Source organism: Methyloligella solikamskensis, from assembly GCF_042676065.1.
Classification (GTDB): Bacteria; Pseudomonadota; Alphaproteobacteria; order Rhizobiales; family Methyloligellaceae; genus Methyloligella; species Methyloligella solikamskensis.
In genome coordinates, this window is sequence record NZ_JBHTJO010000001.1 from 193,048 (window position 1) to 213,567 (window position 20,520).

Below are 20,520 nucleotides of genomic sequence, written 5' to 3' on the forward strand. Positions count from 1 at the left end.
GAGTCGGCCATAGCGAGATGGCGGACCCCACGCTCCAAACGGAGATGGACCGCCGCAGCCGAAACCAGACTTTGGCGCTGAAGATTTGCGCGGGGGCATCATGTTTCCAGGACTGACATTCCGGCCGGCCTATGGGGGCGGGCAAGCGTTCGTCGGCCGTAAACGATTCACTCCTCAGGCTTTCCAGGCATTCATGCTGCGGGAGCCGCCCAAGAGCTATGGCCGCATCGGGCCGCTGGAGGTTCGCCTGGCCCGCAAGCGGGGCGATATCCGCCGCGCCCAGCGCCTGCGCTACAAGGTCTTCTACGAAGAGATGTCCGCGAGAGCCGATGCGCTGACCATGCTGTCTCGCCGGGACGAGGATCCCTACGATCCGATCTTCGATCATCTGCTGGTGCTGGATCACACCAATGCACTGGCGAGCCGCGGCTGGCGCCGGCCTCAGGTGGTGGGCACCTACCGGGTGCTGCGCCAGGAGGTGGCGGACCGGCATGACGGGTTCTACACCCAGCAGGAATACGACATCGCGCCGCTGATCCAGGCCAAGCCGGACTACAACTTCATGGAGCTGGGCCGCTCCTGCGTGCTGAAGCCCTACCGGACCCGCCGGACCGTGGAGCTGCTGTGGCACGGGCTTTGGTCCTATGTGCGCGAGAACGGCGTCGACGTGATGCTGGGCTGCGCAAGCTTCGAAGGCATCGATCCGAAAGCCCATGCGCAGGCCTTGAGCTTTCTGCACCACACGGCTCTGGCGCCAGAGGAATGGCGGGCCCGGGCCCATGACCACCTTCATGTGGACATGGACATGATCCCGGCCGATCAGGTGCACATGAAAGCGGCCATGAAGGCTCTACCGCCGCTGATCAAGGGCTATCTGCGGCTCGGCGCCTATGTGGGCGACGGTGCGGTCATCGACCATCAGTTCGGCACCACGGACGTTCTGATCGTGCTGCCGGTGGAAGCGATCCGCTCGCGCTACTTCAGCCATTTCGGCGCGCCGGACTCTCTCGGCTCCGCTCTGCTGCCCGCCGGAAACGCGCTGAACTAGCGGTCACGACGGCCAATTGGCGTTTCGTGCGCGATTCCACGCCTTTCGGCGCGTTACGGGTTTGACGCGCCGATGTGCGGTGCATAAATTTCAACCCATGCGATACGACGATATCAGCGCGGCGCTTGGCGCTGCGCAGGGCGCCCAGGACGGATTGACCCGTCTGAACGAGCGGTCGCGCGAGATCTTCAAGCGCATCGTCGAGACCTATCTCGCAACCGGCGAGCCGGTCGGGTCCCGCAATCTCAGCCGTTCCTTGCCCATCACCCTGTCGCCCGCCTCGGTGCGCAATGTGATGAGCGATCTGGAGGCGCTGGGGCTGATCTATGCACCTCATACCTCCGCCGGTCGGCTGCCCACACAGTCGGGTTTGCGGTTGTTCGTGGACGGCCTGCTCGAAGTGGGCGATGTCAGCCCCGCGGAGCGCGATCAGATCGAGCGCCAAATCTCCGGCGACGGCAAGCACCGGGCGGTTGAGGATTTTCTCACCGAAGCCGGCGCCATGCTGTCGGGCCTGTCGCGCTGCGCCGGGGTGGTGCTGGTGGACAAGCATACCAAGGCGCTGAAGCAGATCGAGTTCGTCAATCTCGGCGGCGGACGGGCCCTCGTGGTGCTGGTCGGCGAGGACGGCGACGTGGAGAACCGGATCATCTCGATCCCTGCGGATCTCCCGGTCAGCTCGCTGCAGCAGGCCTCCAACTACATTAACGCCCGGATCGGCGGCGCTACGATCGAGGATGCGAAGAAGCGCATCGAGAAGGAAATCGAGGAAAAGCGCGTCCAGCTCGACGAGCTCACCACCGACGTGGTGACGGCGGGGCTGGCCACGTGGTCCGGCGAGGAAGAAGGCGGCAAATCGCTGATCGTCTGCGGCCGGGCCCATCTCCTGGAAGACGTGAAGGCCATGGAGGATCTGGAGCGGGTGCGCCTGCTCTTCGAGGACCTGGACGCCAAGGAAGAGCTCATCCGTCTTCTGGGCCTCGCGGAGCGCGCCGACGGGGTGCGCATCTTCATCGGGTCGGAGAACAAGCTGTTCTCGCTGTCCGGCTCGGCGCTCGTCGTCTCCCCCTTCGAGGATTCCGAACAGCGGATCGTCGGCGTGTTGGGGGTTATCGGACCGACCCGTTTGAACTACGGTCGGATCATTCCGATGGTGGATTACACGGCGAGGCTCCTGGGCCGGCTGGTTCCTTAACCTTTTGCGGCCTTGATTTCCTTTGCTTTGCGGTCGATATCCCCGAGAACTCCAGCTTTAGAAAACAATCGGTGCGGCTATGACTGACGAGACGACCGGTCCTCGCGACGAAGACGAGGAGACCCCTGAGAACGCCCAGACCGAGGACGCCGAGGCGGCCGAGGCGAAAGCGGACGACGAGACGGACCTCGCGGCCGAGAATGCCGATCTGCGCGACCGGCTGCTGCGGACCATGGCGGAGATGGAAAATCTGCGCCGCCGGACGGAGCGCGAGAAATCCGACACCTCGAAATACGCGGTGACCAATTTTGCGCGCGACGTGCTGACGGTTGGCGACAATCTCCGCCGGACCATCGAGCACGTGCCGGCCGAGGCCGCTGCCCAGGACCCGGCGCTGAAGAGCTTCCTGGAAGGCGTGGAGCTCACCGAGCGGGAGCTGCTCAACATGCTCGAGCGTCACGGCGTGACCAAGCTCGACCCGCTGGGCGAGCGTTTCGACCCGAACAATCACCAGGCGATGTACGAAGTGCCGAACCCCGAAGTGCCGGAAGGCACGGTGGTGGACGTGATGCAGGCAGGCTATACCATTGGGGATCGCTGCCTGCGGCCGGCGCTCGTGGCCGTGTCCAAGGGCGGTGCGCGGCACCAGCCGCAGGGCAACGCCAAGCCGGCCAATGACGACTATCCGGACGGGTCGGACGACGGCAGCGAAGCGGTGGAGGATGAGGGGCTCCGCAAGGGCTGATACGCCTCCGAAGGCAACGAAAGAAGAAGACGAGGCGTAGAGAAGTGCCGTTGAAAGCGAAAGAGCGGGACGCAGCGGAAGAACGGGCGCGTCTCATGCAGATCATCCGCGAGCGGTCCTACGCTTTCGGCGTCAGCGTCACCCTCGCCTCGGGGCGCAAGAGCAACACCTACTTCAACATGAAGCCGACGATGCTTCATCCCGAAGGCGCGTTCCTGTCGGCTGCCCTTCTGCTGGACGAGATATCCAAGCTCGATGCGGATTACGTCGGCGGGCTGGAGCTCGGCGCCGTGCCCATCACGGCCGCCGTCACCGCCCGCAGCTTTGCGCTGGGCCATCCGCTTCCCGCCCTCATCATGCGGAAGAAGGCGAAGGACCACGGCACTCAACAACGTCTGGAAGGGCTAACCGCGGAGGAAAGCCTTAAAGACAAACGGGTCGTGGTCGTCGAGGACGTGACGACAAGCGGCGGCTCGACGCTTCAGGCCGTCGAGGCCGTGCGCGACATGGGCGGCACGGTGGAGCATGTGGTCACCGTGCTCGACAGGGATGAAGGCGCCACCGAAACGCTCAAAGACCACGGCATCACGCTGATCTCCCTGTTCAAGCAGAGCGATTTCACGGGTTAGGCTGACGGGGCTCGTCCTACCGCAGCATCGTCATTGCCGGGCTTGACCCGGCAATCCATTCCACTGGCCTTGCGACAAGTTGAGACGTAACGGCATGGATGCCCGGATCAAGTCCGGGCATGACGCCTGAGGATGAGGTGAGCGCGCCAAGCCGACCTAAGCCGGCGTTACCCGGCGCAAGGTGAGGTTGATGCGGCCGCCCTTGGGCAGAAGGTCAGAGCTTCCGGCCACGATCCGGTCGATGCCGTGATAGATCAGCCGGTCCTCGCCGCCGAAGATCACCACGTCGCCCGATTCCAGCTCGATCCGCCGTGTCGGGTCCTTTCGCGTAAGCCCGCCGATGCGGAACATCGCCGTGTCGCCGAGGGAGACAGAGACAACCGGCGCGTCATAGGTCTCCTCGTCCTCATCGCGGTGAAGACCCATCTTGGTGCCCTTGTCGTAGTAGTTGATCAGGCAGGCTTCGGGCGGCGCCGGGAAGTCGGCGACCTCCTCCCAAAGCTTCAGCAGCACGTCCGGGATAGGCGGCCAGGGCTCACCCGTCGCCGGATGAACCGGCTCGTAGCGGTATCCCTTCTCCTTGTCGGTAAGCCAGCCGAAGGCGCCGCAATTGGTCTGGCGGACCGACATGGGCTTGCCCGTGCGCGGCATGGTGGGCGTGTAGAGGGGGGCCGCTTGCACCACCTCGCGCAGCTCGGCCACGAGCGATTCCTGGGCGGCGCGATCGAACTTCTGTTGCAAATGTTTCACAGACAATTGGCCGTTCCTCCCTGTCCCGCAGAAGCGATCCGCGATAGGATGCGGCCTGCGGCATTTCTCAAGCTCAGGCTCCCCCAACGTGGCCTCCCTCGCGGACGAAAAGACAAGCGCGCGCGTCAACCCGGACGGCTACGTCCACTCTCGCGACATGGCAGAGTATGAGCGCCTTCGCAAGCAGGCGCAGATGTGGGAATCGGCGACGCGCCGTGTCCTCCAGAAGGCCGGGCTCAACCCGGGCATGCACTGCCTCGATGTGGGGGCCGGGCCCGGCGCTGTCATGCAGACCATGGCGCAGGGCGTGGGGCCCCAAGGGGCGGTGACGGGGATCGAGATCGATCCCGGACTCGTCGGCATGGCGCGCGAAGCGCTGCGCCACCGCAGCGGGACGACCTTCGATGTCGTCCAGGGCGATATCAACACGTTCGACGGCGACCTGCCCGGCGCCCCCTTCGACCTAACCTTCTGCCGCTGCTTCCTGATGCATCTGCCCGACCCGGTTGCGGTGCTGTCCAAGATGCGCGACTGGACCAAGCCCGGCGGCGTGGTGATCGCGCAGGAATTCGATTTCGGGAGTTTCTCGGTCGAGCGGGAGTGCTCGGCCATGGATGCGTTCTCCGAGCTCTTCGAAGGCGTCTTCGCCGCCCATGGCCGGCGCATGCGCCAGGGGCGCCAGTTGCCGGCGCAATTTGCCGCGGCGGGGCTGGACGACCTTGCCGGACTCCACTCGGAAGTCCGCTACTTGCCGCTCTCCGAGATGGCGGGCATGTTGACCGGCGTGTATCGAAGCCTGTTCGATGCCGGTGTCGAGCTCGGGCTCACAGATGAGGCCAAAATGGCCCAGTTCGAGGCAGATTTGCAGGCGGCAAGCGACGAAGGCCGTTATTTCTGCCTGACGCCGACCCTGATCGCGGCCTGGGCCACCGTGCCGTGATTGCTCGTTAAGAATTGCTTCGTAAGACTCACCGGCGCTTCGGCGGCGGAAACCACGCAAGCCCCTGGTGAAACCCTTGGGTTCTTATGGGGTTTTGGCCGCCCACTCGCCTTGCGGGTAACAAAGCTCGCCCCTATATAACCGCGGAAACCCAGTCGAAATTCCGGCTGGCTCGCCTAGATGAATTAAGGGGACCGTGCGTCCGCGGACAGTTTCAAAAACGGGCGCGTCTCCCGGGTGCCATCGGGCCCGGACGGTCTGCCAGAGAAGAGAGGTTTGAACATGGCGAAAGTAATTGGCATCGACCTCGGCACGACGAACTCTTGTGTCGCGGTCATGGAAGGCAAAGATCCGAAAGTGATCGAGAATGCCGAGGGCGTACGTACCACGCCGTCGATGGTGGCCTTCACCGAAGACGGCGAACGGCTCGTCGGACTGCCGGCGAAACGACAGGCCGTCACCAATCCTGAGAACACCCTATTCGCGATCAAGCGTTTGATCGGCCGCCGTTTCGACGATCCGACGGTGGCGAAGGACCAGAAGCTGGTCCCGTACTCCATTGTCAAAGGCGACAATGGCGATGCCTGGGTCGAATCCCGCGGCAAGAAGTACTCTCCCTCGCAGATCTCCGCTTTCATCCTTCAGAAGATGAAGGAGACCGCGGAGTCCAGTCTCGGCGAGAAGGTTGAGCAGGCGGTCATCACCGTTCCCGCCTACTTCAACGACGCACAGCGTCAGGCCACCAAGGACGCCGGCAAGATCGCCGGCCTCGAGGTCCTGCGCATCATCAACGAGCCCACCGCAGCGGCGCTCGCCTATGGTCTCGACAAGAAAGAGGGCAAGACCATTGCCGTCTACGACCTCGGCGGCGGCACGTTCGATATCTCCATCCTGGAGATCGGCGACGGCGTGTTCGAGGTGAAGTCGACCAACGGCGACACCTTCCTCGGCGGTGAAGACTTCGACATGCGTCTGGTCGACTACCTGGCCGACGAGTTCAAGAAAGAGCAGGGAATCGACCTGCGCAGCGACAAGCTCGCCCTGCAGCGCCTGAAAGAGGCTGCTGAGAAGGCGAAGATCGAGCTGTCCTCCACGTCCCAGACCGAGGTGAACCTGCCGTTCATCACGGCCGACCAGTCCGGCCCGAAGCATCTCACCATGAAGCTGACCCGGGCCAAGCTGGAGAGCCTCGTTGAGGATCTCATCCAGCGGACCATCAAGCCGTGCGAGAACGCGCTGAAGGATGCCGGCCTGAAGGCGGCCGAAATCGACGAGGTCATCCTGGTCGGCGGCATGACCCGCATGCCGAAGGTCTCCGAGGCGGTGAAGAACTTCTTCGGCAAGGAGCCTCATAAGGGCGTGAACCCGGACGAGGTCGTGGCCATCGGCGCTGCGATTCAGGCGGGCGTTCTGCAGGGCGACGTCAAGGACGTGCTGCTGCTCGACGTGACGCCGCTGTCGCTCGGCATCGAGACCCTGGGTGGCGTGTTCACCCGGCTGATCGACCGCAACACCACGATCCCGACCAAGAAGAGCCAGACCTTCTCCACCGCGGAGGACAATCAGAACGCGGTGACGATCCGGGTCTTCCAGGGCGAGCGTGAGATGGCGGCCGACAACAAGATGCTCGGCCAGTTCGACCTGGTGGGTATTCCGCCGGCTCCGCGCGGCGTGCCGCAGATCGAGGTCACCTTCGACATCGACGCCAACGGCATCGTGAACGTGGCGGCGACCGACAAGGCCACCGGCAAGGAACAGTCGATCCGCATTCAGGCGTCCGGCGGTCTCTCCGACGAAGACATCGAGACGATGGTCAAGGAAGCGGAGAGCCACGCGGAAGAGGACAAGAAGCGCCGCGAGACCGTCGAGGTGAAGAACCAGGCCGAGGCGCTGGTTCACTCCACCGACAAGATGCTCGCCGAGCACGGCGACAAGGTCTCCGCGGAGGACAAGGCGACGGTCGAGTCCGCGCTCGAGGAGCTGAAGACCGCTCTGGAAGGCGACGACAAGGACGCGATCAGCCAGAAGGTCGACGCCCTGGCCCAGGCTTCCATGAAGCTCGGCGAGGCGATGTACCAGTCCAACCAGGACGCTGGCGGCGCTGAAGCCGGCGGCGAAGGACAGGCCTCCTCGTCCGGTTCGGGCGACGAGGACGTCGTCGATGTCGACTTCGAAGAGGTCAAGGACGACGACGACCAGAAGTCAGCGTGACGCTAGTCCGAGAGACGGCCGGGGCTCAGTAGAGCCCCGGCCCCATCCAGCCAAAAGAGACTGCGCCGGGCCTGCTTGAGTCCGAAGCGCAAAGTCCGGAGGGGCGATGTCGAAACGTTGCTATTACGAGACATTGGGGGTCACTCGCAGCGCGGGTGATCGGGAGATCAAGAGCGCTTTCCGCAAGCTCGCGAAGGAGTGCCACCCCGACACCACCCAGAACGATCCCGAGAGCGAGCAGAAGTTCAAGGAAGTCAACGAAGCCTACGAGGCGCTGAAAGATCCCCAGCGCCGGGCGGCCTATGACCGGTTCGGCCATGCCGCGTTCGAGAATAACGGCTTCGGCGGCGGCGGTGCGCATGGATTCGGCGCGGATTTCTCCGCCTCCATGTCGGCCATGTTCGACGATTTGTTCGGCGAGTTCATGGGGCCGCGCCAGCGCCGTCCGCGCAGCGGGCGCGAGCGTGGCGCCGATCTCCGCTACAACATGGAGATCACCCTGGAAGAGGCCTTCGAGGGCAAGACGGCGCAGATCCGTGTGCCGACCTCCGTGGTCTGCGAGAAATGCGAGGGTGCGGGTGCCAAGCCCGGCACCTCGCCGTCGGTCTGCGATACATGCGGCGGCATGGGCAAGGTGCGCGCCACCCAAGGCTTCTTCACCATCGAGCGGATATGTCCGACCTGCGACGGTCGGGGCGAAGTGATCAAGGATCCCTGTGGCGCCTGCAACGGCCAGGGCCGCGTGATGCAGGAGCGCACGCTTTCCGTCACCATTCCCGTGGGCGTGGAAGACGGAACCCGCATTCGCCTGGGCGGCGAAGGCGAAGCAGGCATGCGCGGCGGACCGCCGGGCGACCTCTATATCTTCCTCTCCATCAAGCCGCATGAGTTCTTTCAGCGGGACGGGGCCGACTTGTTCTGCCGGGTGCCGATCGCCATGACGACGGCGGCGCTGGGCGGCGAGATCGAGGTGCCGACCATCGATGGCGGCACGACCCGGGTGAAGATCCCGGAAGGCTCCCAGAGCGGCCGCCAGTTCCGGCTGAAGTCGAAGGGCATGCCGATTCTGCGTTCCCGTCAGATGGGCGATCTCTACATCCAGGCGGAAGTCGAGACGCCGAAAAACCTGACGAAACGCCAGAAAGAGCTGCTGAAAGAGTTCGAAGAGGCTTCGAACGAGAAGACAAACCCGGAATCCACCGGTTTTTTTGCTCGTATGAAGGATTTTTTCGATAGCATCGGCGATTGTTCGAAGGAGGACTAGGCGGGCAAGGCCTCCAGTCCCTTCGATCGTAATCCAGCGCGGCGCCGCCCGCGCGTCTGGGGGAGAAGCCGATGGCCGCCAGTTCCGGCGAGAAAAGTCAGTTATCGAAAGATCTGCAGCGTCGGCCGGTCCTCCGGGACGCCATGATGGCCACGACGGGGGTGATCATCGTCGTGGCGATCGCGATGGTGCTTTGGTTCGCCCGGGTGCCCGTGCTGCTCGCCTTCGCCGGCGTTCTGCTCGCCATCGTCCTGCATGGCGGCAGCGAGTGGATTAATCAGAAGACCGGCATTCCGCGGATGATCGCTCTGGGCGGGCTCATCGTGCTCGCCATCGGCGGCATCGCCGCAGTGATCGCCTCTGCCGGACCGACTATCGTCAATCAAACCGGCCAGTTGGTGACCAGCATCGGCACGGGCATCACCAATCTCTCCCAGGAGCTCTTCGACCTGGAAGAGGGCGAGACGCTCTTCCAGAATTTCAAGATCCAGGACATCGTCAACGATCTCCAGCCCTGGGGCCTCGCCTCGGGGGCAACCGCAGTCGCGGGCAACGTGCTGAGCGTCGTCGCCGGGGGCTTCATCGTTCTGTTCTTCGGCATTTACGTCGCGGCCGACCCCGGAACCCATGTGAAGCTGATCTCCCAGGTGGCCGCGCCGCGCGACCGAAAAAGCACCGTCGCGCTTCTGCGGGAGACCGGCGACGTGCTTCGCCGCTGGATCATCGGTCAGGCGATCGCCATGGCCGCGATCGGAGCCCTCACCTATGTCGGCCTCTTGATCCTGGGCGTCCCCATGGCCTTCGCGCTGGCGCTGTTCGCGGCGTTGGCCGGCTTCCTGCCCTATCTCGGCCCGATCATCGGCGCGGTGCCTATATTGCTGGTGGCGGGCGGCGACAGCCTCCAACTGGTCCTCTACGTGCTCATCCTCTATCTCATCGTGCAGGGGCTTGAGAGTTACCTGCTGACGCCGCTGATCCAGGCGCGGGCGGTTCGGCTGCCGCCGGCCGTGGTGATCCTGAACCAGCTGGTCATGGGCGCACTGTTCGGCATTCTCGGCATTGCGCTTGCCACGCCGCTCGCCGCGGCGGCAACCATCCCCCTGCGCCACTGGTTCGGCGCGCCGGACGAGGACGAATCGTCGGGCTAGGCTCGGAGAAGAGCCGCTCCGTTGCGGCCACTCCTGTCGCTTGCTACGAAACCTCCCCCGCCGGGGCGCGTTGGCTCAACGCGTTTCAACGAACAGAGAGGTTCACGATGAGGCTGTTGTTTTTCGCCGGCTCCACCCGCGAGGGTTCTCATAACGTCAAGCTCGCCAAGCATTGCCGGCACATCGCCGAGGCCAATGGCGTGGAGGCGATCTTCGTCAGCCTCAAGGATTACGAGCTGCCGCTCTACAATGCCGATCTCGAAGAGAGTGAAGGCGTTCCGAAGGCGGCCCGGGAGTTCAAGGCACTGATGGGCGAGTATGACGGGGTGTTCATCGCCTCACCGGAATATAATTCGTCCGTTACGCCCCTGTTGAAGAATACGCTCGACTGGGTTTCGCGCGTGAAAGAGGGCGAGGACGTCTTCAAGACGCGCCCCTTCGCCATCGGTGGTGCATCGCCCAGCTATTTCGGCGGGTTTCGCAGCCTGCTCACCCTGCGTCAGGTTCTGGAGCTCGGCCTCGGCGCCCATGTGGTGCCGCAGCAGGTGATCGTGCCGTCAGCCCACGATTCCTTCGAGGACACCGGCCACCTGAAAGGCGACATCAAACAGAAGATGGCCGCTGATACGGTGGAAGCCCTGGTGGTGGCCGCCAAGCGCCACAAGGCGGTATGAGCGCGGCCCCTGGCCATCCACGTGACCGGCTGATGGTTGCCATCGACGTCCCCGGTCCGGACGAGGCCAAGGCGTTGATCGAGACCATCGGCGACGCGGCGGGGGTGTTCAAGATCGGGCTGGAGCTGCTGTTCTCCGGCGGCTTCGCCCTGGTGGACGAGCTTGCCGCCAAAGGGCACAAGATTTTTCTCGACGCCAAGCTTCTCGATATCGAAACGACCGTGGAGCGGGCGACCGCGGCGATCGCGAAAAGCGGTGCGGCGTTCCTCACGGTGCACGCCACGGACACCAAAACCTTGGAAGCGGCCGTGCGGGGCCGCGGCTCCTCGGACCTCAAGCTGCTCGGCGTGACCGTGCTCACCAATCTCGGCCCGGCCGATCTGAAACAGCAAGGCATCATCGAGCCGGCCGTCGCGCTGGTGCCCCAGCGGGCGCAGCTGGCTGAGGAAGCCGGCTTCGATGGGGTCGTGTGCTCCGGCAAGGAGGCGAGCGCCTTGCGGGAACGGCTGGGACGGGATTTCCTGATCGTGACGCCGGGCATCCGGCCGGCAGGCGTGGCCGCCAACGACCAGACCCGGGCGGTGACGCCGGAGGCGGCAATCAAGGCGGGGGCCAGCTATCTCGTGGTGGGGCGCCCGATCACGAAGGCGGACGATCCGCGGGGCGCGGCAGAGAAAATCGTCGAAGAGATCGACGCGGCGCTCAGCGCCTAGCCTCGGGTCTTAAGCCTCGAGATCCTTCACCCGGGAGCGGACGACCACGTCGAGGGTCTCCGCATCGCCCTCCAGGCGCACCTGCTTCAGGCGGGACTTGCCGCCCTTCTCCACCGAGACATTGGTGTGAGGCAGGCCGATCCATTTGGCGATGAGCTTCTCCAGCGCGGAATTGGCCTTGCCGTCTTCCGGCACAGCGCGGACGCGGGCCTTGAGAACCGGCGCGCCGTCGAACTCCTCGATCCCCTCGACCTGGTCGCGGCCGGATTTCGGCGTCAGCCGGACGGCCAGCAGGACACCTTCGGAATCGCGGCGGAACGGCATGGGTCGTATGGACACTGGTTCGCTCCCCTAGCCGAGCACGGCGGGCGCGATGAAGCCCCAAAGGATGACCCTCTGGATGAACATCAAGATGAGGATGAGGATGACCGGCGAGATATCGATTCCGCCGAGATTCGGCAGGATCGCGCGTATGGGCCGCAAGGCGGGTTCCGTCAGCCGATAGAGCGTATCTGCGATGGAAAGAACAATCCGGTTCGACGTGTTGACCACGTTGAAAGCGATCAGCCAGCTCAAAATGGCGCTGGCGATAATCACCCAGATATAGAGCGTAATGAGAAAGTCGATGAATTGTAGCAGTGCGAGCATCGGCGCCTCCGGTTGCGCGCATCATGTAACGGAGTGGGGCGCTTCAGGGCAAGCGCGGAAGGGGCAGCAGGGGGAGACAAGACGAAGCAAGGTGAACGGGGCGCGAACCGCCTCGGCCGGCCTGCTGGCCCGCTCGCGGGAAGTTGATCGGGAGGCGGCCGGTCCCTCAGCGCCTACCCCCTCGCGTCGCTTGACAGGGAACGGGCCCGCTCCCTATATGGCCCCATCTCCGATGCGGACCGTTCCCAAGCGGTCTTGGCGCTTCGGAGACACATTTCGGCGGGCGATCCACCGACCTGCCTTATCTGGGGCCGTAGCTCAGTTGGGAGAGCGCAGCAATCGCACTGCTGAGGTCAGGGGTTCGACTCCCCTCGGCTCCACCATTTATCTATCTCACGGCAGTTCGCTTCGCTCACGCCTCCGATGGGGCGCGCTGACCGCGCGGCGCCCAGTCGGGCTTGCGAGCGCTGAAGCGCTCGATCTTTCTCTCACGACGTATCGCGTCTGCGAGGGCGCGGCCTGACCGGCCGGCGGGCAGTTGCCCTTGCGAGCGCTGAGGCGCTCGGTATCTCGCTCACGATCATTCGCGGCGTTCGCGTCTGCGAAAGCGCGGGCTGGCCGCTCCCTAATGCGGCGTGACCTTGGAGAAGCCGTTGACGATCACGACGCCGGCGACGATCAGCGCGATGCCGATTGCGGCGGGCCAGTCGAGCTTCTGATCGAAAACCACGTAGCCGAAGATTGCGATCAGAATGATGCCGACGCCGCCCCAGGTGGCGTAGGCGATGCCGATCGGCACGGCGCGCAGCGCAAGCGCAAGGCAGTAGAACGACGCTATGTAGGCGGCGAGCATGACGAGAGACGGCCCCACCCTGGTGAATTGATGGGACGCCTGAAGCGCCATCGTGCCGACCGTTTCCAGAACGATGGCGAGAAGAAGCGCCGCGTAGGCGAGCAGTGTCGGATGCATGTTTGACCGTTTTTCTTAGTTTGTCCGCTGGCTTACGGGGATTTGCGTCTGCTCGTCGGTGTCCTTGCCGGGAATGGGGCCAGGGGGAAGGGCGATGCCGTCTTCCCCCAGAACGCGGAAAAGCATGCCCATGAAGGGCACCAGGATGAAATTCGGCGTGAAGTGGCCGAGAAGCGCGAGCAGTTTGTTGCGGATGCCTGGGACGATGATCTTGCCGCCGCGCATGAAGGCGCGATAGCCGCGGGAGGCCACCTGCTCCGGCGTCATGACAGGCAGCATGTAGAGATAGCGCGAATAGGTGGCGCCGGCCTTGCCGTGCAGATCCGTGGCGATGACGCCCGGCACCAGGGCCGAGACGGTTACCCCCGAATACATGAGCTCGTAGGCGAGCCCCCGGCTGAAGGCGGTGACGAAGGACTTCGAGGCAGCGTAGTTCAGCTCGTAGGGCGTGGGCTGGAAGCCGGTCATGGAGCTGACATTCATGATGCGCCCATGGCCGCGGGCCAGCATGCCGATCATCAGGCGGCGGGTCAGGTCGACGACCGCGCCGATATTCAGATCGACCATCTTCAGAAGCGTCTCGCGGTCGCCGTCCTGGAAGAAGCCGCCGAGCGCAAGGGCGGCGTTGTTCACCAGGAATTCCGCGTGCAGCCCCTTTTCTTGGAGCGCAGCCTCAACGCCAGCACGTCCTTCCGGAACGCTGAGATCCTGTGAGGTGGTCTCTACCGTCACCCCATGGGCCTTGGAGAGCTCGTCTGCCGCTTTCGCAAGCTTGTCCGCGCTGCGGGCGACGAGGAGGAGATCGTGGCCGTCCTTGGCGAATTGATGGGCCAGGGCGAGGCCGAGCCCTTCCGTGCCGCCGGTGATCACGGCGACCGGTTTGGTGTCGCTCTTCGCCTGGGGCGCGCTCTCCATAGTTTTCCCTCGCGTCGTAACGTCGATCTCGCTCGATCCTGGCTCGGGCCCATCTGCCTCAGCCAATCATGCCTTGGCCGGTCTTGCTTTGACCGCTCATGCCATCGACCGATCCTGCCATTGGCCGATCCTGGCCTGGCTTGGAGCGTTATAAGCCATGTGCTCCGCCCTTTCAGCGCTCACGCCCCAATGGTCTAATGTCGCAGCGCCATATGAACAAAGCTTAGAAAAGGGGTGGTTACCATGGTTCGGACCGTTGGCGGGAGAGTTCGAGGCGGCGGGATTGCCGCCGCTGTGGTCCTTCTCTTGGCGCTGGGCACGCCATTGGCATCGCCGGCGGCGGCCGAGATGACACTTCGCGAGGCCGTGCTGGCCCAGAGCGGCAAATATCTCGAAGCGCCCGATATCGAAGGCGAGACCAAGGGTGTGAGCATTGAGGTGGGCTCCATCGACGAGCCGACGGAGCCGGTCTCTATCTCCAAGGGCGATGTCTCGGCCGAAGTCTCCTACGAGGAGACCCAACCAGGCGAGGATGCCGCGTTCTCGTCCACGGTGACGGTCCTGGAGGGCGGCGAGAAGGTCGCCGAGATCGAGATCGACGAATACAGCACCCGCTATCCCTATCCGGTGCAGATCGTGGAGATGGACCCGGCCAACGATACGCCGGAGGTGGTGGTCTCGACCTATACGGGCGGCGCACATTGCTGTGGGGTGCCGCAAGTTGCCACCAAGAATGCCGGGGCCGACACCTGGTCGGTGGTCGATCTGGGCGAGTTCGACGGAGAACCACCCCTGGCGAAAGACTATAACGGCGACGGCCGGTCGGAATTCATCGTCGACGACAACGCCTTCCTCTACACCTTCGGGGCTTACGCCTTCTCCGTGGCGCCTCAGGTCATTCTCGTCATCGAGGACGGCGAGGTGAAGAATGTCAGCGCCGATCCGGCATACGAAGCCGTCCAGAAGAGCTGGATGAAACAGCTCGTCGATATTGCCCGCAACGACTACGCCAACGCCTATCTCGCCGGCTATGTGGCCCAGAAGAGCCTGCTGGGCGAGGGTGAGGGGGCGTGGAAGCTGATGCTGAAGCATTACGACAAGACAGACGATTGGGGCCTGCAGGCCTGCGACAAGCCGCTGACCGATGCGGGCGTGTGTCCGGGCAAGGAGGTCACCCTCCCCTATCCGAAGATGCTCAAACGGGTTCTTAGGGAAAACGGATACAAAATCGGCGGTTGAGACGCGGAGATCCACCAACCCGCCGGGAACCGGGCGGTTGCAAGCTCCGTTGACTCATTTTTGGCGGCCTGAAGAGGCTGCCCTTACCTGTCGAGGAGTATTTGCGTCATGGCGTTGCCCCGCCCCTATTGGACCGGCCAATTGCGGCTGTCCCTGGTGACCATCCCGGTCAAGCTCTACTCCGCCACGAGCTCCGAGCGGCAGATCGCGCTGCATCAGATTCACGAGCCTTCGGGAAAGCGCATCCGCTATCAGAAGGTGGCGCCGGGCGTCGGCCCCGTGGATACGGACGAGATCATCAAGGGGTTCGAGTACGAGAAGGGCAAATACGTCCTGCTCGAGCCGGAAGAGATCGACGAGCTGAAGCTTGAAAGCAAGCAGACGATCGAGCTGGTCCGGTTCGTGGAGCAGTCGGAGATTGATCCTCGCTATTTCGAAAAGCCCTACTATGTGCTGCCCGACGGCGAGAATGCCGAAGAGGGCTATGCGGTCATCCAGAAGGCCTTGAGCGAAGCCAAGAAGGTGGGGCTCGGCCAGGTGGTCATGCGCGGCAAGAGCAGCCTTGTGGGCATCAAACCCTGCGGCAAGGGGCTGCTCTTGGAGATGCTGCGCCAGGCGGACGAGGTGCGCGCGGCCGATCAGTTCTTCGACGAGCTCCCGGACGTGAAGGTCGACAAGGAAGCGCTGGAGCTCGGCGAAGAGCTCATCAAGCGCAAGACCGGCCCGTTCGAGCCGGAGAAGTTCAAGGACGACTACACCGACGCCATGTGGGAGTTGATCCACGCCAAGATCGAAAAGCGCGAGCCGGAGTTCATCGCCGAGGCGCCGGCGTCCGGCAAGGTTATCAACATCATGGATGCGCTGAAGAAGAGCGTCGGCGATCAGGACAACAAGAAGTCGTCGTCCAAATCCCGGTCGACGAAATCGAAATCCACCAAAAGCACGGCGAAGAACGACAACAAGAGCAAGACGCCGCGGAAGAAATCAGCGTAATCCGCCATGGCGAGCCTCGACGATCAGGACCTTCTCGCCGAGTACCGGTCGCGGCGGGATTTCGACAAGACGCCGGAGCCGAAGGCGAAGCGCAACAAGAAATCCGGCAATAGCTTCGTCATCCAGAAGCATGCCGCGACCCGCACCCATTTCGATTTCCGGCTGGAGCTGGACGGTGTGCTGAAGAGCTGGGCCGTGACCAAGGGGCCGAGCTTCGACACCTCGCAAAAGCGCCTCGCGGTCCGCACCGAGGACCACCCGCTCGCCTACGGCACGTTCGAAGGCGTGATCCCCAAGGGCGAATATGGCGGCGGCCCGGTCATGCTGTGGGACCGAGGCACCTGGGAGCCGGTGGGCGATCCTCATAAGGGCCTGGAGAAAGGCCATCTCGATTTTATCCTCCATGGGACACGCCTAAAAGGCGAGTGGCATCTGGTCCGCATGAAGAAGGACAAGCGCGGGGGCAAACGCGAGAACTGGCTGCTGATCAAGGCGTCGGACAAGTATGCCGAGGACGGCAGCGAGCCGACGCAAGACTACGAGACCAGCGTGGAGAGCGGCCGCGACATGGATCAGATCCGGACCGGCGAGAGCGCGGTCTGGTCTTCCGACAAATCCAAGAAGCCGGGCGCGAGCAAGGCCGGCAAGAAGCGCTGGCACGGCAAGCCGCCCCCGCCCAGCCGCAAGGCGACAGCGCCGGAATTCATCTCACCGCAGCTTGCGGCCCTCGACGACGAGGTGCCGGAAGGCGACGACTGGCTGCATGAGGTGAAGTTCGACGGCTACCGCATCCAGGCACGCAAAGAAGGCGACCGGGTCACGCTTTACAGCCGCAGCGGACTGGACTGGACGGTGCGGTTCCCCGCCATCGCCAAGGCGCTGACCAAGCTACCTTGCAAGGAAGCGCTGATCGACGGCGAGGCGGCGTTCGTGCTGGAGAACGGGCTGACGGATTTCAAATCTCTGCAGGAGCATATCGATACGGACAATCCGGCGATCCGCTACTACGCATTCGATCTCCTGGAACTCGACGGCAAGGACCTGAAGAAGGAGCCTCTGGCCGAGCGGAAGGAAAAGCTGCAGGCGCTCTTCACCAAAAAGAAGCTGCCCGACCGGCTGATCTATTCCGACCATATTCGCGGTCAGGGCGAGGCGTTCTTCGGCCAGGCCTGCCGGACGGAACTTGAAGGCATCATCTCCAAACGGGCGAACGCGCCCTACAAGTCGGGCCGCAGCAAGACCTGGCTGAAGGTCAAATGCGGGCGCCGGGCGGAGTTCGTGATCGGCGGGTATTCGAAGTCGAGCGCGCAAGGACGCCCGTTCGCATCGCTTTTGCTGGGCACCTACCAGGACGGCAACTTCGTCTTCGCGGGCAAGGTCGGCACCGGCTTCAACACCGGCGACATGAAGCGGCTGGCGGCCAAGTTCGAGAAGCTGACCCGGAAGACCCCGCCCTTCGCCGAGGTGCCCTCAGCCGACAAGCGCGACGCGGTTTGGCTGACCCCGAAGCTCGTCTGCGAGATCGCCTTTACGGAATGGACCAAGGATGGGCGTTTGCGCCATCCAAGCTTCCAGGGTTTGCGAGAGGACAAGCCGGCCGAAGACGTGACCCGCGATCCGCCGGAGAAGGAGGTCGGCGAGATGGCCGAGAAACCGAGTGAGCCGCCGGCGAAAACCATCCAGAAGAAGGGTGGCAAGCCGCAAGATGAGTTTGCGGGGGTGACGCTCACCAGTCCGGACCGGGTGCTGTTCCCGCAGCAGGATCTCACCAAGCGGGACATCGCCGAGTATTACGAGACCGTGGCCGAGGCGATGCTGCCTTATGTGGTGAATCGGCCGATCAGCCTGGTGCGCTGTCCGGAAGGCCGCACGCAGGAATGCTTTTTCCAGCGCCACGCCATGAAGGGAATGAGCAAAACGATCAAAGAAATCGCGATCCCCGGCGGCGAGACGAAGAAGAAATATCTCTATATCGACGACGCGGCGGGGCTGTTCAGCCTGGTGCAGATCGGCGTGCTGGAGATCCACGATTGGGGCGTCTCCATCAAGAAACTGGATAAGCCCGACCGTCTGGTCTTCGACCTCGACCCGGATGAGGGGCTCGATTTGGAGACCCTGAAAGCGGCGGCCATCGAGACCCGGGACTTCCTGGCGGATCTGGGCCTCACGAGCTTCCTGAAATCCACCGGCGGCAAGGGGCTGCATGTGGTGGCGCCGATCACGGCGCGGTCCGGCTGGGATGAGGTGAAGGAATTTGCCAAGGCGGTGGCCGATGCGCTGGTGACCGCGCGGGGCGACCGCTACACGGCCAACATGTCCAAGCGCGCCCGCAAGGGAAAGATCTTCGTCGATTATCTGCGCAATCAGCGGGGCGGCTCGGCGATCGTCAATTTCTCCACCCGGGCCCGGGAAGGCGCGCCGGTTGCCTGCCCTCTACGTTGGGACGAGCTCGGGGGGCTGAAGACGCCTTCCCCCTATACGGTGGAGACCCTGCCGAAGCGGCTGGCTTCACTGAAAGGCGATCCTTGGGAGGGCTTCTTCAAAACGCGCCAGTCCATCACCAAGAAGGCGAAGAAAGACTTGGGGCTCGAGTAGGCCCGGACGAGACGGCTATGTCGGTTCGTCGGGCAGCGGCTCGCGCGTCCTTCCATCGTCCCGCTCGCGCGCCCGCAGCTTGTTATGGATGTCGGTCGCGGCCAAGGCGCCCTCGGCCTGGGCAATGGAGATCTGGTTCAGGCCAAGCACAAGATCGCCTGCCGCATAAAGCCCTGCGACGCTGGTCTCCATATGGCGGTTCACCTGCATGCAAGCATCGTCGTTGGTGGCCGCACCCGCCCTGTGAGCGAGCTCGCTCCGGGGCGTAAGTCCCAGCGCGCCGTAGATCACATCGAAGCGATGCTCCTCGCCGGCGATGCCCAGAGCTTCAATGGTATCGTTCTCGATATGAACCTGGTCGATTACGGATTCCATCAGCTCGATGCCGTCCTGCTTCAGCGCGGCCCGGTCGTCCGCCGAGAGCGGATTGTCGGGGTCGAGATGGATCAGGGTGACGTCCTCGGAATAGGTGGTCAGGAACTGGGCTTCCCGGACGCCTTTCGGCCCCTTGCCGAGAATGCCGATGCGCTTGCCGATCACCTCGTAGGCATCGCAGACCGGGCAAAGCCGGATGAGCCCGCGATCCACAGCGCCTTCCACACCGGGCAAATCGGGATCGTTGTCCTTGGAGCCTGAGGCGAGAATGACGAAGGGCGCGCGGATTTCTCCTTCGGACGTCTCGAGTACGAAGCCGTCCGCCCCCCGCTCCAGATCGGTGACGCGAGCCTTCAGGAACTGAGCGCCGTAGTCCGCCGCCTGTTCCCGGATTCGCGCAACGAGCTTGTCGCCCTCAATGCCGCCGGGGAAGCCCGGATGGTTATGGGTCTTTGGAATGCGCTCCGCGCGGCCCGTGCCATCGTCGATCACGAGGGCCTTGCGGCGAAAGCGGCCCAGATAGATCGCGGCGCTGAGCCCTGCCGGCCCTCCCCCGATGATCACTGCGTCCCAATCCGGCATTTTTCTTTACTCCCGCTTAGAGATTGCGGCGCTTCAGCATTGAAAATTTATTCACTGAATCTCGCGCATTTTAGCGGCATGACGGGTGGCGCTACACACAAGACCGCGGTGACGACGGTCGCACTTCTCTTGCTCGGTATCGGGGCGATCCTGGCCGGCTGCTCCATGAATCCGTTCGGCGCAAGCCGCGGTGAGTGGCGCAGCAAGGGCGAGGCGCGATGCATGTCGGCCGGTGTGGTGCAGCGATCTCCCTATATCCAAAAAGTCAGCCGCGTGAAGGGCGGTGGCGCGTGCGGCATGGACAGTCCTTTGAAGGTCTCGGCGCTACAGGGCGGCCGGGTCAAGATGGAGCCCGCGGCCACCATGAACTGTCCGGTGACGGTCAAGGTGGATGAGTGGCTTTACAAGGTGGTGCAGCCGGCGGCCAATCGCTGGTTCCGCCAACCGGTGGTCGAGCTCGACCAGATGGCATCCTATAGCTGCCGGTCTCGCAACGGCGTGCGAGGCGCAAAAGCGTCGGAGCACGCCTTTGGTAACGCGCTGGATGTCGGCGGGTTCACGCTGGCCGATGGCAATACGATCTCCGTAAAGGGCGACTGGAGCCGCGGGACGCCTGCCCAGCGCGCCTTCCTCCGCGAGGTCTATAACGGCGCCTGCGATATGTTTCACACGGTGCTGGGACCGGGCGGCGACCGGCATCACAGCGACCACATCCATATGGATCTGCTGATCAGCAACGGCGACAACGGCAGCAACTATTGCCGTCCGCGGAAGCAGAAGATCCCCGATCTGCGCTACGCGCCGCAGACGCCCATGGCCGTGGCCCCGACCGGCCGCGAGCCCATCAATCCCCTCTCCTTCGCGCAATAACTCCGGGAGTGCCGGA

At 63.7% G+C, this 20,520-nt stretch carries 20 protein-coding genes and 1 tRNA gene; 15 read left to right on the forward strand and 6 right to left on the reverse strand.

Annotated elements, in window-relative coordinates:
* Nucleotides 1-193 precede the first annotated feature (193 nt).
* The 4 genes from ACFQ2F_RS00945 to pyrE all read left to right on the forward strand — a co-directional run bounded on the left by ACFQ2F_RS00945 (nt 194) and on the right by pyrE (nt 3,617).
* Nucleotides 194-1,048, forward strand: a complete 855-nt coding sequence (locus tag ACFQ2F_RS00945; protein WP_379084355.1) for a GNAT family N-acetyltransferase — start codon at nt 194-196, stop codon at nt 1,046-1,048.
* 97 nt (nt 1,049-1,145) lie between these two features.
* Nucleotides 1,146-2,243 carry a heat-inducible transcriptional repressor HrcA gene (gene hrcA / locus ACFQ2F_RS00950; protein ID WP_379084358.1) on the forward strand — a complete coding sequence of 366 codons (1,098 nt, stop codon included), beginning with the start codon at nt 1,146-1,148 and terminating at the stop codon, nt 2,241-2,243.
* Between the two features lie 79 nt (nt 2,244-2,322).
* Nucleotides 2,323-2,988, forward strand: coding sequence for a nucleotide exchange factor GrpE (gene grpE, locus ACFQ2F_RS00955; RefSeq protein ID WP_379084361.1), 666 nt, complete (start codon nt 2,323-2,325; stop codon nt 2,986-2,988).
* Nucleotides 2,989-3,083: 95 nt separating this feature from the next.
* The gene (gene pyrE / locus ACFQ2F_RS00960; protein ID WP_379090547.1) at nt 3,084-3,617 is read left to right on the forward strand and encodes an orotate phosphoribosyltransferase; all 534 of its coding nucleotides are present in this window, start codon (nt 3,084-3,086) and stop codon (nt 3,615-3,617) included.
* A 156-nt stretch (nt 3,618-3,773) separates the two neighbouring features.
* Here the strand turns inward: pyrE and ACFQ2F_RS00965 are convergent, their stop codons facing one another.
* The gene (locus tag ACFQ2F_RS00965) at nt 3,774-4,373 is read right to left on the reverse strand and encodes an alpha-ketoglutarate-dependent dioxygenase AlkB family protein (protein ID WP_379084364.1); all 600 of its coding nucleotides are present in this window, start codon (nt 4,371-4,373) and stop codon (nt 3,774-3,776) included.
* A gap of 82 nt (nt 4,374-4,455) precedes the next feature.
* Between ACFQ2F_RS00965 and ACFQ2F_RS00970 the strand changes: the two genes are divergently transcribed.
* The 6 genes from ACFQ2F_RS00970 to pyrF all read left to right on the forward strand — a co-directional run bounded on the left by ACFQ2F_RS00970 (nt 4,456) and on the right by pyrF (nt 11,317).
* Nucleotides 4,456-5,307, forward strand: a complete 852-nt coding sequence (locus tag ACFQ2F_RS00970) for a class I SAM-dependent methyltransferase (protein WP_379084367.1) — start codon at nt 4,456-4,458, stop codon at nt 5,305-5,307.
* Between the two features lie 282 nt (nt 5,308-5,589).
* On the forward strand, nt 5,590-7,518 hold the full coding sequence (gene dnaK, locus ACFQ2F_RS00975; protein WP_379084371.1) for a molecular chaperone DnaK: 1,929 nt from the start codon (nt 5,590-5,592) through the stop codon (nt 7,516-7,518).
* A gap of 106 nt (nt 7,519-7,624) precedes the next feature.
* A complete protein-coding gene (dnaJ, locus tag ACFQ2F_RS00980; RefSeq protein ID WP_379084374.1) occupies nt 7,625-8,782 on the forward strand; it encodes a molecular chaperone DnaJ in 1,158 nt (385 codons plus the stop codon).
* 71 nt (nt 8,783-8,853) lie between these two features.
* Nucleotides 8,854-9,930, forward strand: a complete 1,077-nt coding sequence (locus tag ACFQ2F_RS00985; protein ID WP_379084377.1) for an AI-2E family transporter — start codon at nt 8,854-8,856, stop codon at nt 9,928-9,930.
* A 107-nt stretch (nt 9,931-10,037) separates the two neighbouring features.
* Complete coding sequence (locus tag ACFQ2F_RS00990; RefSeq protein WP_379084380.1) at nt 10,038-10,604, forward strand: NADPH-dependent FMN reductase; 567 nt, start codon at nt 10,038-10,040, stop codon at nt 10,602-10,604.
* A complete protein-coding gene (pyrF, locus tag ACFQ2F_RS00995) occupies nt 10,601-11,317 on the forward strand; it encodes an orotidine-5'-phosphate decarboxylase (protein WP_379084383.1) in 717 nt (238 codons plus the stop codon). The genes ACFQ2F_RS00990 and pyrF overlap by 4 nt, the downstream gene beginning before the upstream one ends.
* Before the next feature lie 9 nt (nt 11,318-11,326).
* On the opposite strand, the gene ACFQ2F_RS01000 is transcribed toward pyrF, so the two are convergent.
* Together ACFQ2F_RS01000 and ACFQ2F_RS01005 are read right to left on the reverse strand one after the other, a co-directional pair.
* Nucleotides 11,327-11,641 (reverse strand): DUF167 family protein, encoded by a 315-nt coding sequence (locus ACFQ2F_RS01000; protein WP_069094461.1) that lies wholly within the window; start codon nt 11,639-11,641, stop codon nt 11,327-11,329.
* Nucleotides 11,642-11,668: 27 nt separating this feature from the next.
* Nucleotides 11,669-11,965, reverse strand: a complete 297-nt coding sequence (locus tag ACFQ2F_RS01005; RefSeq protein WP_379084389.1) for a YggT family protein — start codon at nt 11,963-11,965, stop codon at nt 11,669-11,671.
* Between the two features lie 307 nt (nt 11,966-12,272).
* Here ACFQ2F_RS01005 and ACFQ2F_RS01010 point away from each other — a divergent pair.
* Nucleotides 12,273-12,348 (forward strand) — tRNA-Ala (locus tag ACFQ2F_RS01010).
* Between the two features lie 242 nt (nt 12,349-12,590).
* Here ACFQ2F_RS01010 and ACFQ2F_RS01015 read toward each other — a convergent pair.
* The gene (locus tag ACFQ2F_RS01015) at nt 12,591-12,935 is read right to left on the reverse strand and encodes a DMT family transporter (protein ID WP_379084392.1); all 345 of its coding nucleotides are present in this window, start codon (nt 12,933-12,935) and stop codon (nt 12,591-12,593) included.
* Nucleotides 12,936-12,950: 15 nt separating this feature from the next.
* Nucleotides 12,951-13,850, reverse strand: a complete 900-nt coding sequence (locus ACFQ2F_RS01020; protein WP_379084395.1) for an SDR family NAD(P)-dependent oxidoreductase — start codon at nt 13,848-13,850, stop codon at nt 12,951-12,953.
* Nucleotides 13,851-14,198: 348 nt separating this feature from the next.
* Between ACFQ2F_RS01020 and ACFQ2F_RS01025 the strand changes: the two genes are divergently transcribed.
* The 3 genes from ACFQ2F_RS01025 to ligD all read left to right on the forward strand — a co-directional run bounded on the left by ACFQ2F_RS01025 (nt 14,199) and on the right by ligD (nt 18,677).
* Complete coding sequence (locus ACFQ2F_RS01025; RefSeq protein ID WP_379084398.1) at nt 14,199-15,089, forward strand: hypothetical protein; 891 nt, start codon at nt 14,199-14,201, stop codon at nt 15,087-15,089.
* A 108-nt stretch (nt 15,090-15,197) separates the two neighbouring features.
* Entirely contained in the window at nt 15,198-16,082 is an 885-nt protein-coding gene (gene ku, locus ACFQ2F_RS01030; RefSeq protein ID WP_379084401.1) for a non-homologous end joining protein Ku, read from the forward strand.
* Nucleotides 16,083-16,088: 6 nt separating this feature from the next.
* A complete protein-coding gene (ligD, locus tag ACFQ2F_RS01035; protein WP_379084404.1) occupies nt 16,089-18,677 on the forward strand; it encodes a DNA ligase D in 2,589 nt (862 codons plus the stop codon).
* A 15-nt stretch (nt 18,678-18,692) separates the two neighbouring features.
* Here the strand turns inward: ligD and ACFQ2F_RS01040 are convergent, their stop codons facing one another.
* Nucleotides 18,693-19,634 (reverse strand): NAD(P)/FAD-dependent oxidoreductase, encoded by a 942-nt coding sequence (locus tag ACFQ2F_RS01040; RefSeq protein WP_379084407.1) that lies wholly within the window; start codon nt 19,632-19,634, stop codon nt 18,693-18,695.
* A gap of 108 nt (nt 19,635-19,742) precedes the next feature.
* Between ACFQ2F_RS01040 and ACFQ2F_RS01045 the strand changes: the two genes are divergently transcribed.
* On the forward strand, nt 19,743-20,504 hold the full coding sequence (locus tag ACFQ2F_RS01045; RefSeq protein WP_379084410.1) for an extensin-like domain-containing protein: 762 nt from the start codon (nt 19,743-19,745) through the stop codon (nt 20,502-20,504).
* Nucleotides 20,505-20,520: the final 16 nt, after the last annotated feature.

Coding starts and splice junctions, on each gene's coding strand:
- ACFQ2F_RS01015 (WP_379084392.1), bottom strand. CDS start 12,935: ATGCATCCGACACTGCTCGCCTACGCGGCGCTTCTTCTCGCCATCGTT.
- ACFQ2F_RS00945 (WP_379084355.1), top strand. CDS start 194: ATGCTGCGGGAGCCGCCCAAGAGCTATGGCCGCATCGGGCCGCTGGAG.
- pyrE (WP_379090547.1), top strand. CDS start 3,084: ATGCAGATCATCCGCGAGCGGTCCTACGCTTTCGGCGTCAGCGTCACC.
- ACFQ2F_RS01005 (WP_379084389.1), bottom strand. CDS start 11,965: ATGCTCGCACTGCTACAATTCATCGACTTTCTCATTACGCTCTATATC.
- grpE (WP_379084361.1), top strand. CDS start 2,323: ATGACTGACGAGACGACCGGTCCTCGCGACGAAGACGAGGAGACCCCT.
- ku (WP_379084401.1), top strand. CDS start 15,198: ATGGCGTTGCCCCGCCCCTATTGGACCGGCCAATTGCGGCTGTCCCTG.
- hrcA (WP_379084358.1), top strand. CDS start 1,146: ATGCGATACGACGATATCAGCGCGGCGCTTGGCGCTGCGCAGGGCGCC.
- ligD (WP_379084404.1), top strand. CDS start 16,089: ATGGCGAGCCTCGACGATCAGGACCTTCTCGCCGAGTACCGGTCGCGG.
- ACFQ2F_RS00985 (WP_379084377.1), top strand. CDS start 8,854: ATGGCCGCCAGTTCCGGCGAGAAAAGTCAGTTATCGAAAGATCTGCAG.
- dnaK (WP_379084371.1), top strand. CDS start 5,590: ATGGCGAAAGTAATTGGCATCGACCTCGGCACGACGAACTCTTGTGTC.
- ACFQ2F_RS01020 (WP_379084395.1), bottom strand. CDS start 13,850: ATGGAGAGCGCGCCCCAGGCGAAGAGCGACACCAAACCGGTCGCCGTG.
- ACFQ2F_RS01025 (WP_379084398.1), top strand. CDS start 14,199: ATGACACTTCGCGAGGCCGTGCTGGCCCAGAGCGGCAAATATCTCGAA.
- ACFQ2F_RS01040 (WP_379084407.1), bottom strand. CDS start 19,634: ATGCCGGATTGGGACGCAGTGATCATCGGGGGAGGGCCGGCAGGGCTC.
- ACFQ2F_RS01000 (WP_069094461.1), bottom strand. CDS start 11,641: ATGCCGTTCCGCCGCGATTCCGAAGGTGTCCTGCTGGCCGTCCGGCTG.
- pyrF (WP_379084383.1), top strand. CDS start 10,601: ATGAGCGCGGCCCCTGGCCATCCACGTGACCGGCTGATGGTTGCCATC.
- dnaJ (WP_379084374.1), top strand. CDS start 7,625: ATGTCGAAACGTTGCTATTACGAGACATTGGGGGTCACTCGCAGCGCG.
- ACFQ2F_RS00990 (WP_379084380.1), top strand. CDS start 10,038: ATGAGGCTGTTGTTTTTCGCCGGCTCCACCCGCGAGGGTTCTCATAAC.